This is a genomic window from Legionella stuttgartensis (assembly GCF_977063405.2).
Genome location: NZ_CDRUHA020000082.1, coordinates 121,526 through 136,846 on the forward strand (window position 1 = coordinate 121,526; position 15,321 = coordinate 136,846).

The following is a 15,321-nucleotide window of genomic DNA, read 5'->3' on the forward strand; positions in this document are numbered from 1 at the left end:
AACTACTCCTTAATTCATAACGGGATCTGATCGTTTAACCTTCCTGCAACCTGCAATTGATGAGCAACAATACGTGCCAGGTAGTCAAATTCAATATTAACCTCTTGTCCTTCTTTTAAGAAACTAAGGGTTGTATTCAGCAATGTGTGGGGTACCAGCATTAATTTAATGCGTTTGTCGGCCACCGAATTAATTGTTAAACTCACCCCTTCAACAGTAATACTACCTTTAGGTATTAAATACAACATTGCGTTTGCATCAAACCCACTTATCTCTACTTCAATAAATTCATTAAGATGCATAATAGAATAAATTTGAGCAATCGCATCTACATGTCCGCTTACGTAATGTCCCCCAAAACGTGTTGATGAAAGCATAGCCCGTTCTAAGTTGACTTCATCGCCGATTTTGAGTCGCCCTAAAGTAGTTCGCTGCAAAGTTTCAGGAGAAACATCAAAACTCAAGTCGCTAAGTCCAGTAGGCAATAAAGTTAAACAGACACCATTTACAGCAATGCTTTCACCTGTTTGTAATTGTTTAAAAACAGACGAAATACTCAACCGGTTTGCACCATCATGCTCCGTGTTGGCAACCACTATACCTTTACTTTCAATAATTCCGGTAAACATCGATTTCTCTCATTCCTGACTCAAATGGGTTCGCCGCTCTTGCATGGTTTCAGCACTATTAATTACTGTTTGCCGACAAATTTCTTGCATCACTGGGATTTCTTTCAGAGGTCTTCCTTCATGGATGGTATAGGCAATCAAAAAACTATCGCGCCATATTTTTTCATTTCGTTTTTCTTTGGATTTCATCCATAAAGCTATCCATAAAAAGTGAAACTGCCATCTATCCCGATTCAATTCCATTTCCTCAGCAAAGACAGCCTCCATAGCCTCTTCCATCCGGCATACTCTAATCCCATCAACAAAAGTACTGTTATGATTAACGATTTTATCTACCAAATGATTTTCCAGATACCAAGATTCAGTAAACGATTTGGTTTTGAGCCATGATTTTGAACGTCGTAAGGATCCGGAAATCACCTCTTGAGTAAATGGCGTAATTTGTATGCTTAATTGTTCAAAAAGATAATCTAAATCCAACCTTGAAGGACGTAAGCGTATCCCCAATTGCTCTTGAATTTCCAAAAATTGGACATTGGGAATCTCGCCTTTTTCTATAGCGATCGCTAAGAAATGCTCCACCATCATCTTGAAATAAGATAAATCCACCTCACGCAAAGTTACATTTTCATCAAAAGCCTGATTGTAATAATCTTTCACATCTTTTGATGACAGTGAAGGTGTTATCCACGCATCCTTAAGGCCTAACTCATACTTTAATAACAAACCACAAAGTCTGTTTTTTCTATTTTTACGAACATGTAGAAATACGCCCTGTGACCCGGAACCATCAACTTCAGTAGCTCTAATATTCACCTTGGCTTCTTCAGGTTCTGGTGCAAATACCACACCTTGTTTGCGTTGAATTTTAATCCAAGAATCAAAGAGAGCATGATAACTCTCCGGATACCAATATTTGATCGTCTTTAAACGTGAAAGGGATATCGATGATAGAGTAACCATGCCTATAATTTGACTTAGGGTGTTCACAGCAACTTCGCGTACTTCAGCGTTGGGATGTAATAAAATAAGTAAGGCGATATCCGCACCTTCTTCAATGTTATATAAATCCACCATAAGATCGATAAAAAAATCAGCCGGCATTGCATAACTTTGAGCGAAAAAATTTTCAGCGATTTCAAAAACATTAAGATCTGCTAATTCATGAATTAAATCTCGAATTGCTTCTAGATGTGATATTGGCTCACCTTCTTGAATCGCTTCTTCCTCATCACTGGCAAGTTCGTAATAAGCATTTTTTAAATCTTCAGTCAATTCAACGTGTGATTCATAAAAAGAATTTAATACAGGCAACCAAAAACTCAGTGTATGTTTGCGAAAATTGATCATTTCGGCTAAGTGATTCATTAACTCAATTAAGGTTTTTGCAGTGATCTTATTGTTGGATTCGGCAGCGCCTTGTAATTGAGCGACACATATATCCAAAGCAAAAATACAGGCAGAATAAACTGAAAGTCCTTCATCCAGTTTTTCTTCCAAATTACTAATGATATCCACTAATTTAAAAGCAAGTTCGGGCTGTTGGAAAAATAGAATATATAATTGGGGATCTGGCTCCGCATTTTGCTCAATTAAGGTAGCCATTTCGGTTAGTAAATTGTACAGCTCTGAGGAATTACTGGTCATATTTTTTTAGGTACCTGTCTTGCTTTACCCTTTTCATCTATGGCAACAAAAATAAAAACGCCTTCGGTAACTTGATACGTTTCATTTTGGGTAGCAGGATGCGCCCATACTTCAACACCCAGCGTCATAGAGGTATTACCTTGCTTTATCAGGGTGACATAACAACTCACAAGATCACCGACATGGACGGGTTTTAAAAAATTCATAGAGTGAATGGAAACAGTAGCAACACGCCCCAATGCTATTCTTTTTGCCAATATTCCTGCAGCCAAATCCATTTGTGACACAATCCAACCACCAAAGATATCACCATTAGCATTAGTATCGGCAGGCATTGCCAAAGTCTGGATAGTAAGCTCTCCCTTGGGAATGTTGGTCATGATTCACCTATGTTATACAAGATGCAGCCTTATGGCGCGTTGGTCAGCAGAACTCGGGATTGAACATTTTATTCTGAACCGAAAACCAAGATCCACATCGATCACCCGACCAACGCATCAAGTTTTTAATTACGTTTTAATTTCGCTAAGGCATCCGCCATTGCTGTATTAAATATGGTTTTTTTAGCTGGCTCAACTTTTTTAGCCTCTGGTTTTTTCTTATGCTCAGCTTTTTTAACTTGAGGAGGCCTTTTCACGTCAGATGCTCTTGCAATTTTTTTAGCGGGCTGACTTACAGGCTCGTCTTCCAATTTCATGCTTAAACCAATACGTTTTCTTTCTTTATCCACCTCAATAACCTTGACTGTCACAATATCACCGGCTTTTACTATAGTCCGTGGATCAGAAATGAATTTGTTAGTCATTGCGGAAATATGCACCAACCCATCTTGGTGTACTCCAACATCCACAAAGGCACCAAAATTAGTTACATTACTCACGACACCTTCAAGGATCATTCCTTCATGCAAATGTTCGATGTCTTCAACACCTTCCTTGAATTGTGCCGTTTTAAATTCTGGTCTTGGATCGCGACCTGGCTTTTCCAGTTCACGCAACACGTCTCTTATTGTAGGTAAACCATATTGCTCATCAACAAATTGTTCAGCATTCACACTGTGTAATATTTCTTTATTACCGATCAGCTTCTTAATATCAATGTTCTTATTCTCAATAATTTTTTCTACCAAAGGATAAGCTTCTGGGTGAACACAAGAAGCATCCAGTGGATTATCTCCATTCATGATACGTAAAAAACCGGCCGCCTGTTGAAAGGCTTTTTCACCCATACGATTTACACTTTTTAATTCTGCCCGATTTTTAAATGCTCCGTGTTCATCACGATAAAGCACAATATTTTTAGCCAGAGCTTCATTAAGACCTGAAACATGAGATAACAGTGCAGCAGAAGCAGTATTTACATCAACACCTACAGCATTCACGCAATCTTCTACAACGCCATCAAGACTACGCGCCAGGCGAGTTTGATTCACATCATGTTGATACTGTCCTACACCAATAGATTTGGCTTCGATTTTGACCAATTCTGCAAGCGGATCTTGGAGGCGTCGCGCAATAGAAACAGCTCCTCTTAAGGTAACATCCAAATCAGGGAATTCTTGAGAAGCAATTTCTGAAGCTGAGTAAACAGATGCGCCTGCTTCACTCACAATAACTTTAGTCAGTTTTAAATCAGGATACATTTTTATTAAATCAGAAACCAAGCGTTCTGTTTCACGAGAACCTGTACCATTACCGATACTGATAAGATTAACCTGATGTTTTGCCGCCAATTTAGCTAAATCAGTAATTGCCTGATGCCATTCATTTTGTGGCGCTAAGGGGAAAATAACGGTGTAATCCAGCAACTTACCTGTTGCATCAACCACAACCACCTTAACTCCTGTTCTGATTCCAGGATCAAGTCCAATTGTAATTTGTGGACCTGCAGGTGCTGCAAGTAATAAGTCACGTAAATTTCTGGAAAATACTTTTATTGCTTCTTCATCTGCAATTTCTCGTAAACGAGTCAGCAATTCTAACTCTAACTTGGTAAATAATTTTACCTTCCAAGTCAGACGCACGGTTTCAAGTAACCAATGGTCGGCTTTTCTCTGTTGATCAACGATATTGAAATGAGTTGCTAATTTATTTTCACCATACGCTAAATCGTGTTCAGGTAAGGTCAGCGCGACTTGCAAAACACTTTCTCGACGTCCACGGAATAAAGCTAAAGCGCGATGTGAAGGGATTTTTTTAATCGCTTCTGAATAATCAAAGTAATCTGAAAACTTATTGACGGTTTCTTTTTTCTTAGAGCTACCTATTGATTTGACTATGCTATGTTGCCATAAGTATTCACGTAATTCATTAATTAAATCAGCATCTTCAGCAAAATGCTCCATTAATATATGACGGGCACCTTCTAATGCTGCTTTTGCATCCTCAATACCTGCCTCAGGATTAACAAATTGAGTAGCTTCTTCTTCGGGGTCCAAAGCAGGATTTTTCCAAAGTGCCTGCGCAAGAGGATCTAAGCCTGCTTCGATGGCAATTTGTGCCTTTGTACGACGCTTTGGTCTAAACGGCAAATATAAATCTTCAAGACGAGTTTTTGTGTCTGCTGCCAAAATACTTTTTTCAAGTTCCGGAGTTAATTTCTCTTGTTCGCGGATAGACTGCAAAACTACAGTACGACGCTCATCTAATTCACGTAGATAAAGTACGCGCTCATCAATAAAGCGTAATTGTACATCATCTAGTCCTTCGGTAGCTTCCTTACGATAACGAGCAATGAAAGGAACAGTAGCTCCTTCATTGAGCAGACGAATGGCTGCTTCTGCCTGCGCTGGTTTAACTTTGAGTTCTTGCGCAATAATCGCAGCTAATCTCAACATCTCTTGAGTCATTTACATCCCCGTAAAACATAAAAAAATATAACAATTGATTACTACACCCTAAATATTTAAGGAGTTGGTAACCGGGATTACGCTTCGCGACACGTACCCAAGTTCGGAAAAATACTCTTGGTTACGTGCTACTTTACCTACTATAAACTTAAAGTTCTTATCTTACGCTCTCTCTCTATTTTTAGAGAAGAAGGTCAAGGGTGACTAGTTAAAAAACCGCCACATTATTACTCAACAGTCACAGATTTGGCAAGATTACGTGGCTGATCCACATCAGTCCCTTTAACAACGGCAACATGATAAGCCAACAGCTGTAAAGGAATCGTATAAATAATTGGAGCCACCCATAAACCACAGCTAGGGACCTGAATCAAACGAGCCCCATTTGCTCGCCAACTTTGGGAATCGTCAACAAAAACAAACAGCTGGCCACCTCGGGCACTCACTTCGTGTAAATTGGATTTTAATTTATCCAACAACTCATCGTTAGGAGCAACCGCAACAACAGGCATGTTTTCATCAACCAAAGCTAAAGGACCGTGTTTCAATTCTCCAGAGGGATATGCCTCAGCATGAATATAAGAAATTTCTTTTAATTTCAATGCTCCCTCTAAGGCAACCGGGTATTGTACACCTCGTCCTAAAAATAAGGCATGTGCTTTATGAACAAATAGTGATGCTAGATCTTCAATTTCTTCATTCATTTTTAATGCACGTTCACAACATGCAGGCAGCTCCTGCAATTGTTTTAATACTTCGTTTGCCCTATTATCATGACAAAGCGCTGCTGCTAACATCAAAAAAGCAGCCAACTGAGTAGTAAATGCCTTAGTAGATGCCACGCCAATCTCAATTCCGGCACGTGTTAGAAAAACACAATCAGCTTCTCTGACCAAGGTGCTTGTGGCAACATTACAAATCGCCAAACTAGCCAAATACCCCATATCTTTTGCTTTTTGTAACGCAGCAAGAGTATCTGCTGTCTCACCTGACTGAGAAACAGTAATGAATAAAGTATCTTTAGGAACAACCACATCACGATAACGATATTCACTGGCAATTTCAACTTGGGTTGGCAACCCGGCCAATGACTCTACCCAATATTTGGCAATCATCCCGGCATGGTAGCTGGTACCACAAGCAACTATATGGACTTGCTTCACCATAGGAAATATGTGGGAGGCACGTTCTCCAAAACTGGATCGAAGTACTTCCAGACTATTTACACGACCTTCCAAAGTATCAGTCAGCACTTTAGATTGCTCAAAGATTTCCTTGAGCATAAAATGCCGATAAGGTCCTTTACTTACAGTCTCAGCATCACTGGTTAAAGGATGTAGCGGACGCTCGACCAATGATTTAGAAGAGTCATAAATTGCGATACTTTTTGAGGTAATCAAAGCGCTGTCGCCTTCTTCCAAATAAGTCACTGATTGTGCGAAAGATTTTAATGCCAATCCATCCGAAGCAATAAAATTCTCACCGATTCCTATGCCGACTACGAGAGGGCTACCTTTACGAATAGCAACAAGTTCCCTGGATTTTTGTTGATGAATAACACCTAAAGCGAAAGCCCCTTCCATTTCTGCGGCAGCGGTTTGTACTGCTTGGAGCAAATTTTCGCTCTGAAGATAATAGTAATGAATTAAATGAGCCGCCACTTCTGTATCTGTTTCAGAAGTAAACTGATACCCTCTCTCCGCTAATTCACGGCGCAAATGTTCATGATTTTCAATAATTCCATTATGTACTAATGCAATTTCTCCATGGGATAAATGAGGATGTGCATTTTGTTCTGAAGGCTTACCGTGGGTGGCCCATCGCGTATGAGCAATACCTGTATTACCTGCGACAGCTGTTTCTTGCATGGCATCAGCTAAATTTTGCACCTTACCTTGGATTCGTACGCGATTTAAATGTCCGTTATTATCAATTACTGCAATGCCAGCAGAATCATAACCTCGATACTCTAAACGACGTAACCCTTCCAGTAAAATTTTACTGATGTCCCTTTCAGATACAGCTCCAATAATCCCACACATAACCGGCTCCTCGTTTCAACAACCGCACACGAACGACTTATCAATAAAAAAAGGGCAATTATGCCATAAACATTTATAAATCACTAACATGTTCAGTGTAGTAAAACCGCTCCAGAGGAAGATGTCGCAAAATTCATCCTCTTAAGGTTAACGATTAAAATTATAGGCTAAGTGAAGGCACAGCTTGATCCGGGAATTCTACAAAAAGAAAACCCGGGTTAATGGCTGCGCCTTCACCCAGGCCACACTAGAAAAAACGCGTAACAACTCCCTTTTACTCTATAGGATTTTGACACGTTACATCATATCCATGGTCCTTCATGGCCTTGCATACCTCAAAGGCAAGCAACCCATGAGCACGAGTACTTGGATGAATTTCATCCCAGAATAAATAACTCTCGGGAGTATCACATACTTGATAGTTTTTGTCTCCTGCTGCAAAGCTTGCATCTCTATATTGTAGCACTTGCGCATAACGTAATACGAAGTTATTAGCAAAAGGCGAACTACGGAATGCATCATACATAGGAAGTTTCACATCAATACACGCTTCAGTGGTGTTAGTAAATCCATAATTTTCCGGATTTTTTAAAGCGCGTTCCAAATAATCTCCCATGTCGATATAGAGGAAATTTGAATCAGGATAAATTTTTGCCCATTCCTCCATGCGATTTCGAAGTCGCTCATTGTGCATATCAATGGCGTTATTCAACACCTCGCGATCTGTGGTTTGCACCATGCGGGGAGTATCACCTATATGAGGCAGTCCCATAATAACAAATCGACGCGCACCAGCTTGCATCAATTTCATCACAGCAGAACCAGCACCTGATAAGACGTTATCAACATACGTGCTCATTACTTCTGTGTTGTAATTGTCTTCAAAAAATAAGACATTGACGTAATCATTACTGCCTGAGAAGATGAAAAATACCGTTTCATCACTTAAAGCTGGGTGTTCTAGCAAATAAGCCTGAACAGTTAAACCAAGACTGGGTGGAACCAACTTACCTACAATCAGATTTTTGATTGTTCCTAATGGATGACGAATCAAATTCCACACTGTTAACTGATAATCATAAGTTGCAGTCCAACTCCCCCCAAACGCACGATTTAAATAAACTTCTTCATCATCTGCAGAAATGGATATCATTTTTGCTAAATATTCATTCCATACCTGCCCATTAGAAAAACGTGCATTCCAATAGGGTTTCCCGGGTAATACAGGCACCATTTTGACTTTGCTTACCAAACTGGCGATATAAGGTGCTAATTGATTATCAAAAAAATCAGTAACAATGGCGATACCTGAATCCAAAACCATTTGTGGTACATAATATTCATCCGCGAACTCAACCATTTTGTTGAGCACAAATACTTTAAACGGTGCCACTAAAAAAGCAGGGTCTTCTTCCTGACGCAAACTTTTAAGTAGATGAGTGGTATTTCCTGTATCAGACAAGCTGTCGCCAAAAACAACCATCGATTTTACTGGAGTAGCAGCAAAGCTCATGAAGGGTATAAATAAACAAAGGATTAGGAACCACCGCAACTTCCGACTGTAATAGGCCATATTATCTCCTTATAAAAAGCCAACGGAATTAAAACACAGATAGCTTTGGTATATAACAGTATGATCGCTGGTTAGTTTTTGTCAACGCATTTAATTAATTTTGCTTAATATTTAAACGTAACCTAGGGTGCATTTAATTGAAGCCTATTGATTAAATTCTGTGTAAATGTTAATTTTTGCCAAATATTTTTGTTTATATTTCAGGTAGTACAATGAATAAAATCGTGATTGCTTCATTTTATAAATTTGTTTCCTTAGAAGATTTTGAAATGTTGCGACAACCTTTGCTTGCGAAAATGCATGAAATCCAAATCAAGGGAACTATTATATTAGCCTCTGAAGGGATCAATGGAAGTTTTGCTGGCACGCGTGAGCAAATGGATCATTTTTATCAATTCATCCGTCAAGATGAGCGCTTAGCAGACTTAAAGTTTAAAGAAACTTTTGATGAAGAAAACCCATTCGAAAAATCCAAAGTTAAACTTCGCAAAGAAATTGTCACTATGGGCATAAAAAATGTTGACCCATTGAAAATAGTGGGGACCTATCTTAGTCCCCAGGAATGGAATGAATTAATTCAAGACCCTAACGTCGTGTTAATCGATACCCGTAATGATTATGAATTTGAATTAGGCACATTCAAAAACGCTATTAATCCCACAACGGAAAACTTTCGAGATTTTCCGCAATACGTGCGTGAACAGTTGCTCGATAAAAAAGATAAAAAAATTGCCATGTTTTGCACCGGTGGAATACGCTGTGAAAAATCCACCGCTTATTTAAAGGATTTAGGCTTTGAAAATGTCTATCATTTGCATGATGGTATTCTCAACTACATTGAACAAATGCCTAAAGAGGAATCGCTCTGGGAAGGACAATGCTTTGTTTTTGATAACCGAGTCGCGGTTGATGATCAATTAAATCGGGTTTATCCTCAATTACCATTGGATTACAAACACGATCGCAATAAAGAATAAATATGACCAACAAAAAACAATCCGATTCAACTATTGTGTTGAATCGAAAAGCAGGCTTTAACTATTTTATTGAGGATCAATACGAGGCCGGCCTAGTGCTTGAAGGCTGGGAAGTCAAAAGCTTGCGCGCAGGTAAAATAAATTTGTCGGATGCCCACATCATTATCAAAAACAACGAAGCATATTTGCTGGGCGCCCAGATTCAACCACTCATAACTGCCTCTACTCATTCTATTCCTGACCCAATACGTACTCGTAAGTTATTATTAAATAAAAAAGAACTCAATCACCTCATCGGGAGTGTTGAACGTCAAGGTTATACCATAGTGCCACTTTCTTTATATTGGAAAAAAAATAAAATAAAGATAAAAATAGCCTTGGCCAAAGGTAAAAAAGAGCATGATAAGCGCGACACCATTAAGGATCGGGAATGGGAAAGAGACCGTTCTCGGATAATGAAAAAAACAGGGAGAGATTAATGAATGTAGGCGAATCGGTACCCGATTTTGCATTCGCAGCAACAAGTGGGCTTAATGTCCATCTAAGTGATTATAAAGGACAAACTGTAGTCCTTTATTTTTATCCTAAAGATGCAACCCCAGGATGTACTACAGAAGGACAAGATTTCCGGGATGCATACCCTCAATTTCAAGCATTAAAGGTCCAAATCTTTGGAATTTCCCGCGACAGCTTGAAATCACATGAGAATTTTAAAGCAAAACAAAACTTCCCTTTCGAATTGATTAGCGATCCTGATGAACAATTGTGCCAATTGTTTGATGTGATAAAAATGAAATCCATGTATGGTAAACAAGTTCGTGGTATTGAGCGCAGCACATTTATCATTGATCCCCAGGGGAAACTAATCAAAGAGTGGCGCAAAGTGAGTGTTAAAGGACATGTAGCCGAAGTACTTAGCGCATTAAAATAAATTTGTATCGTTGCACCACCTTTTGCATGCTTAAGAGGAAAAATCAGAGTTGCCTGAAGATAGTTCAAGATGCACCAAATATGGCTTTGTGGTGAACCTGGTGAATAGTTACATCAATTTTATCCTTGACTGAATCTCATCCCCTAAGCAGAATGAAGGAAGCAAGCAAATAATTGTAGGGTTACGGCTAACTTCACTACCATTAAGTTAAAAGCCAATAGTCTTGGATAAGGGCAATGTTATTAACTTCATGGCAGTGAAGCTGCCTTAACCCGATCTACACGTTTTAATCACAAGGTGAATTTATGGATAATAGCAATACCCGTCGGAAGCTGTTTGTACTTGATACCAATATTTTAATGCATGATCCTACAGCCATCTATCATTTTGAAGAGCATGATATCTATTTGCCCATGGTCGTTCTGGAGGAATTAGACAGTCATAAAACGGGTACATCAGAAGTCGCACGCAACGTCCGACAAACCAACCGCATGTTGGTAGAGCTCATGAGCAACGCATCGCATGAACAAATCGTTTCCGGATTGGCTATACCCAACTATCTTAACTCAGATAAAAAGAAGTGCAGTGGAAAGTTATTTTTCCAGACTGATGAGTTCGACCAGGTTGTTCCATCCACGCTTCCAGGGCATAAAGTAGATAATACAATTCTTGCCACCGCTTTAGGATTACAAAAAAAATATACCGGAAAAAAACAGGTAATTATTGTATCAAAGGACATTAACTTGCGGATCAAAGCAGGAATACTTGGGATTCTTGCGGAAGATTATTACAGCGATCAAGTACTTGATGATGTCAATCTGTTACATAGAGGACTACATATTCTTGATAATAATTTCTGGGATACTCATGCTAAAGATATGGGGTCATGGCAAGAAAGCGGAAAAACTTTTTATAAAGTAGCGGGGCCCTTAATCAATCAATGGAATCCCAATGATTGCATCAGTACAGAAGACGATCAATTTCAAGCCATCGTAAAAAAACTTGAAAGTGATCATGCAGTGATTCAATTAGTTCGTGATTACACCAAGCATTCCGTATGGGGAATTCATGCTAAAAATCGTGAACAAAATTTTTCTCTAAACTTGCTCATGGATCCGGATATTGATTTTGTAAGCTTACAAGGCCCTGCTGGAACCGGAAAAACCCTACTCACGATTGCTGCGGGTTTAACTCAGGTTCTCGATCAAAATCGTTATACTGAAATTCTTATGACACGCGTGACCATTCCTGTAGGAGAAGATATCGGCTTCCTACCTGGAACGGAAGAAGAAAAGATGACGCCGTGGATGGGGGCTTTAATGGATAACCTTGAAGTTCTGCACAGCACACAAGTAGGCGGTTCATTTGGGCGTGGGGCAACTCAAGATCTATTGCAAAACAAAATTAAAATCCGCTCCCTGAACTTCATGCGAGGCCGTACTTTTTTAAATCGCTACATTATCATTGATGAAGCCCAAAACCTAACTCCAAAACAAATAAAAACTTTGGTCACCCGTGCAGGCCCAGGATCGAAAATTATTTGTCTTGGGGATATTAAACAAATAGATACCCCTTATTTGAGTGAAACTACCTCTGGTTTAACTTTTGCAGTAGACCGGTTTAAACACTGGGAACACAGTGCACATATGAGTTTAACTCGTGGGGAACGCTCTAGACTTGCATTTTATGCAGCGGAACATTTATAGTATGCACTTTAAGGATTTACCATGACTGACCATGCCATCACATTTGATGACGTTCTGCTTGTTCCTTCATACAACCACCACGAATCTAGAAGAGTTGTAGAAACAACCAGTACCGATCGCCTGGGCAAATTATCCTTGGAACTCCCTGTAATTAGCTCCAATATGGATACCATTACTGAAAGTTCTATGGCGAATTTCATGGGCTCTAAAGGTGCTATGGGCGCCTTACACCGTTTTATGTCCATTGAAGAAAACATTCAAGAATTCAAAAAATGCCAAAGTAACGTATTTGTTTCGATTGGTTGCACTACAGCTGAGTTAGAACGAGCAGAAGCATTACGTGATGCAGGAGCTAACTACTTCTGTGTGGATGTTGCCCATGCTCATGCCAAATATGTGGGGAAAACTCTAAAAAGTTTACGCCATTTGCTTGCGGATCGATGCATTATGGCGGGAAACGTTGCGACCTATGCGGGAGCTGATTATCTTGCTTCATGTGGGGCAGACATCATTAAGGCGGGAATTGGCGGTGGTTCGGTATGCAGTACTCGCATTAAAACTGGATTTGGTGTCCCCATGTTAACCTGTATTCAAGATTGTTCACGCTCGGACCGTTCTATTGTTGCCGATGGTGGCATCAGAACCTCTGGTGACATCGTCAAAGCATTAGCCTTTGGTGCTGATTTTGTGATGATAGGTGGCATGTTAGCAGGTACATCACCAACTCCTGGTGAGGTAATTCAAAAGCAAGATGGCACTAAAGTCAAACGTTACCGAGGCATGGCATCTAAAGAGGCGCAAGAGAACTTCTTAGGGCAAATGCATGAATGGAAAACGGCCGAGGGGGTTGCAACTGAAGTACCCTATAAAGAAAATCCTGATGCGATCATCGCTGATATAGTGGGCGGATTAAGATCAGGACTGACTTACGCTGGGGCAGACACAATTAGCGAACTACAACGTAAATTAAATTATGTAGTAGTAACCCAAGCCGGACGCATTGAAAGTTTACCGCATAAATTGTTTGGCTAGAAATTAATATGGACTTCCCTGGGTTTAATAAACCCAGGGCATGGAAAAGCAAGTTTATCCGAGTTAATTATTTCTTCATACTCATAGAAGCATCTGCTTCCTCGGTGAGTTCTGGACTAGGACTAGGCGATTTTTCAATAAGTGAATCAAAGTCCATTCCTTCAAAGGCTTCATTAAATTCCGCCATTAAATCAGAGGAAGTGCTACTTTCCGGACTACCCATTTCCATTTGTTCCTCATCCTCCTCATCTGGATTTTCAACAAGCTCATCAACATCTTCGTCACCATCACCATTTAGCTTGGCCGTCGCCCCTTTGATCGCGTCCACAAGTCCTGAATTAATTGCGTCTTGGATAGAACTCACCATATCTTTAAATTGAAGGGCTGCTTGCCCTGCTTTAGTACTTTTGAGATCATCCAACTTTTCATCCGCCTTATCCAATAATTGATCTTTTATTTCTCCAGCCTTTTCATTTAAGGCATCTTTCAAACCCCCTAAGGCTTGTCCCAACTCAGTCTTGGAAAATGCATCTAAAGCCATTCCTCCTGCAGCTTTAAAAGCATTGTTTACACTTCCATTGACATCTGAAACCATTTCGCTGAGTTGTTCATTCAATTCCAGGTATGGGTTCTTTTCTTTGCTCTCAGTTGGCTTCTTTTTAGTATCTTGAAGGGGTTTAGACTCCTCTGGCTGAGCTTTTTTGTCTTCATCTTTATCTGGTTTTGGCTTAGGGCCTTCACTAACTTCAGGAGTAATAACATCAGGCTTAGGAGGCGGAGCGCTAACCGTCTGGGTTTCTTCCAGTTTGGGCTTTTCTTTTTCAGTTTTTCCAGTACTCATAAATCTTAACCTCTGTAGTATCTACCCCTATTACGTTAAAGATAGCACATCGTAATAAACATTGCCTTTAAATAGATAGCGTAGATCGAATATTTTCAGATACACTAATCTTATCAAGATCGGTTCTTTGATGAATTGTATTTAGCCATAATTTACAATAATTTTGCAAAATAAATGCAACCTATATGGAATGATATGTTACTATGAATCTTAACGATTTTCGCTACATGCGTCGCGGCAAACAACTGTTTGATTTAAACATGGAAGATTATAAACTTCTTGAACCCATTAGACGGCGAGGCACAAAAACAGATCGAGCGTTGCTCCTTTTACATGGGTTTACTTCTTCACCCGCGGTTTATCGCTACTTAATTCCTCAATTAGATCATTATGATGCTTTAGTTTGTCCTGCCTTACCTGGACATGCAGAGAGCATCGCTGCTTTTGCACAAACCAAGGCTTCAGATTGGATTGAATGTGCTAGCCAAGAATGTGAACAATTATTTAAAGAATATCAAAAAGTGGATGTCCTGGGATTATCCCTAGGCGGAATATTGGCATGCCAGTTGAGTGCAACTTTTGCATTCAATCATATGTTTCTTTTAGCTCCTGCTTTAAAATTACAGATGAATATTTATCGTAATCTGCAGCTTCTTCGGGTACTTAATAAGCTGGGCTTTTGCGAATTACGAGGCGTAGCGGGTAATATGGCAACCAATAAATATGCTGAACTATCTTATCGCAGAATTCCCATTCCTGTACTTATTGAACTGTTCACCATGATTCGCGAATATCGATGGATTACACCAAATTGTCCAATTGATCTCTTTTTTGGTGCTCATGATATTGTTGTTGCCTCAAAGGAAGTAGAACAAATGTTCTCGCATGTACCCAATTCAACAATACACTGGCTTGCAAACTCAGCCCATGTTTTGCCATTAGATAATGATTTGGATCAGCTTGTTCAGTGTATTAATCAACGCACCTCATCTAATCTGAATGAAAAATCTTCTCTTCTGTTGATGGGAGAGAGTTAGGATAGCGTCGAACTATACCTTCATCCCCACTTACGGGCACCTTCTCCCTGGTTGGGAG

At 39.7% G+C, this 15,321-nt stretch carries 13 protein-coding genes; 6 read left to right on the forward strand and 7 right to left on the reverse strand.

Annotated elements, in window-relative coordinates:
* Positions 1-14: 14 nt before the first annotated feature.
* The 6 genes from ACWTEW_RS28415 to plaC all read right to left on the reverse strand — a co-directional run bounded on the left by ACWTEW_RS28415 (position 15) and on the right by plaC (position 8,739).
* The gene (locus tag ACWTEW_RS28415) at positions 15-629 is read right to left on the reverse strand and encodes a riboflavin synthase (RefSeq protein WP_454781385.1); all 615 of its coding nucleotides are present in this window, start codon (positions 627-629) and stop codon (positions 15-17) included.
* Positions 630-638: 9 nt separating this feature from the next.
* Positions 639-2,276, reverse strand: a complete 1,638-nt coding sequence (locus tag ACWTEW_RS28420) for a hypothetical protein (protein WP_454781386.1) — start codon at positions 2,274-2,276, stop codon at positions 639-641.
* Positions 2,273-2,656, reverse strand: a complete 384-nt coding sequence (yciA, locus tag ACWTEW_RS28425; RefSeq protein ID WP_454781387.1) for an acyl-CoA thioester hydrolase YciA — start codon at positions 2,654-2,656, stop codon at positions 2,273-2,275. The genes ACWTEW_RS28420 and yciA overlap by 4 nt, the downstream gene beginning before the upstream one ends.
* 125 nt (positions 2,657-2,781) lie before the next feature.
* Positions 2,782-5,124: a Tex family protein gene (locus tag ACWTEW_RS28430; RefSeq protein ID WP_454781388.1), complete on the reverse strand. Its 2,343-nt coding sequence runs from the start codon at positions 5,122-5,124 to the stop codon at positions 2,782-2,784.
* A 227-nt stretch (positions 5,125-5,351) separates the two neighbouring features.
* Positions 5,352-7,166, reverse strand: a complete 1,815-nt coding sequence (gene glmS, locus ACWTEW_RS28435) for a glutamine--fructose-6-phosphate transaminase (isomerizing) (RefSeq protein WP_454781389.1) — start codon at positions 7,164-7,166, stop codon at positions 5,352-5,354.
* Positions 7,167-7,440: 274 nt separating this feature from the next.
* Positions 7,441-8,739 (reverse strand): lysophospholipase/glycerophospholipid:cholesterol acyltransferase PlaC, encoded by a 1,299-nt coding sequence (gene plaC / locus ACWTEW_RS28440; RefSeq protein WP_454781390.1) that lies wholly within the window; start codon positions 8,737-8,739, stop codon positions 7,441-7,443.
* Between the two features lie 212 nt (positions 8,740-8,951).
* On the opposite strand from plaC, the gene trhO reads away from it, so the two are divergent.
* The 5 genes from trhO to ACWTEW_RS28465 all read left to right on the forward strand — a co-directional run bounded on the left by trhO (position 8,952) and on the right by ACWTEW_RS28465 (position 13,385).
* The gene (gene trhO / locus ACWTEW_RS28445; RefSeq protein WP_454781391.1) at positions 8,952-9,716 is read left to right on the forward strand and encodes an oxygen-dependent tRNA uridine(34) hydroxylase TrhO; all 765 of its coding nucleotides are present in this window, start codon (positions 8,952-8,954) and stop codon (positions 9,714-9,716) included.
* Positions 9,717-9,718: 2 nt separating this feature from the next.
* Positions 9,719-10,195 carry an SsrA-binding protein SmpB gene (gene smpB / locus ACWTEW_RS28450; protein WP_454781392.1) on the forward strand — a complete coding sequence of 159 codons (477 nt, stop codon included), beginning with the start codon at positions 9,719-9,721 and terminating at the stop codon, positions 10,193-10,195.
* Entirely contained in the window at positions 10,195-10,647 is a 453-nt protein-coding gene (locus tag ACWTEW_RS28455; protein ID WP_454781393.1) for a peroxiredoxin, read from the forward strand. Before smpB ends, ACWTEW_RS28455 begins: the two co-directional genes overlap by 1 nt.
* Before the next feature lie 305 nt (positions 10,648-10,952).
* Complete coding sequence (locus tag ACWTEW_RS28460) at positions 10,953-12,353, forward strand: PhoH family protein (protein WP_454781394.1); 1,401 nt, start codon at positions 10,953-10,955, stop codon at positions 12,351-12,353.
* A 21-nt stretch (positions 12,354-12,374) separates the two neighbouring features.
* Positions 12,375-13,385, forward strand: a complete 1,011-nt coding sequence (locus ACWTEW_RS28465; protein ID WP_454781395.1) for a guanosine monophosphate reductase — start codon at positions 12,375-12,377, stop codon at positions 13,383-13,385.
* Positions 13,386-13,452: 67 nt separating this feature from the next.
* Here ACWTEW_RS28465 and ACWTEW_RS28470 read toward each other — a convergent pair whose 3' ends face one another.
* Complete coding sequence (locus ACWTEW_RS28470) at positions 13,453-14,226, reverse strand: hypothetical protein (RefSeq protein WP_454781396.1); 774 nt, start codon at positions 14,224-14,226, stop codon at positions 13,453-13,455.
* Between the two features lie 203 nt (positions 14,227-14,429).
* Between ACWTEW_RS28470 and ACWTEW_RS28475 the strand changes: the two genes are divergently transcribed.
* Positions 14,430-15,263 (forward strand): alpha/beta hydrolase, encoded by an 834-nt coding sequence (locus tag ACWTEW_RS28475; RefSeq protein WP_454781397.1) that lies wholly within the window; start codon positions 14,430-14,432, stop codon positions 15,261-15,263.
* Positions 15,264-15,321: the final 58 nt, after the last annotated feature.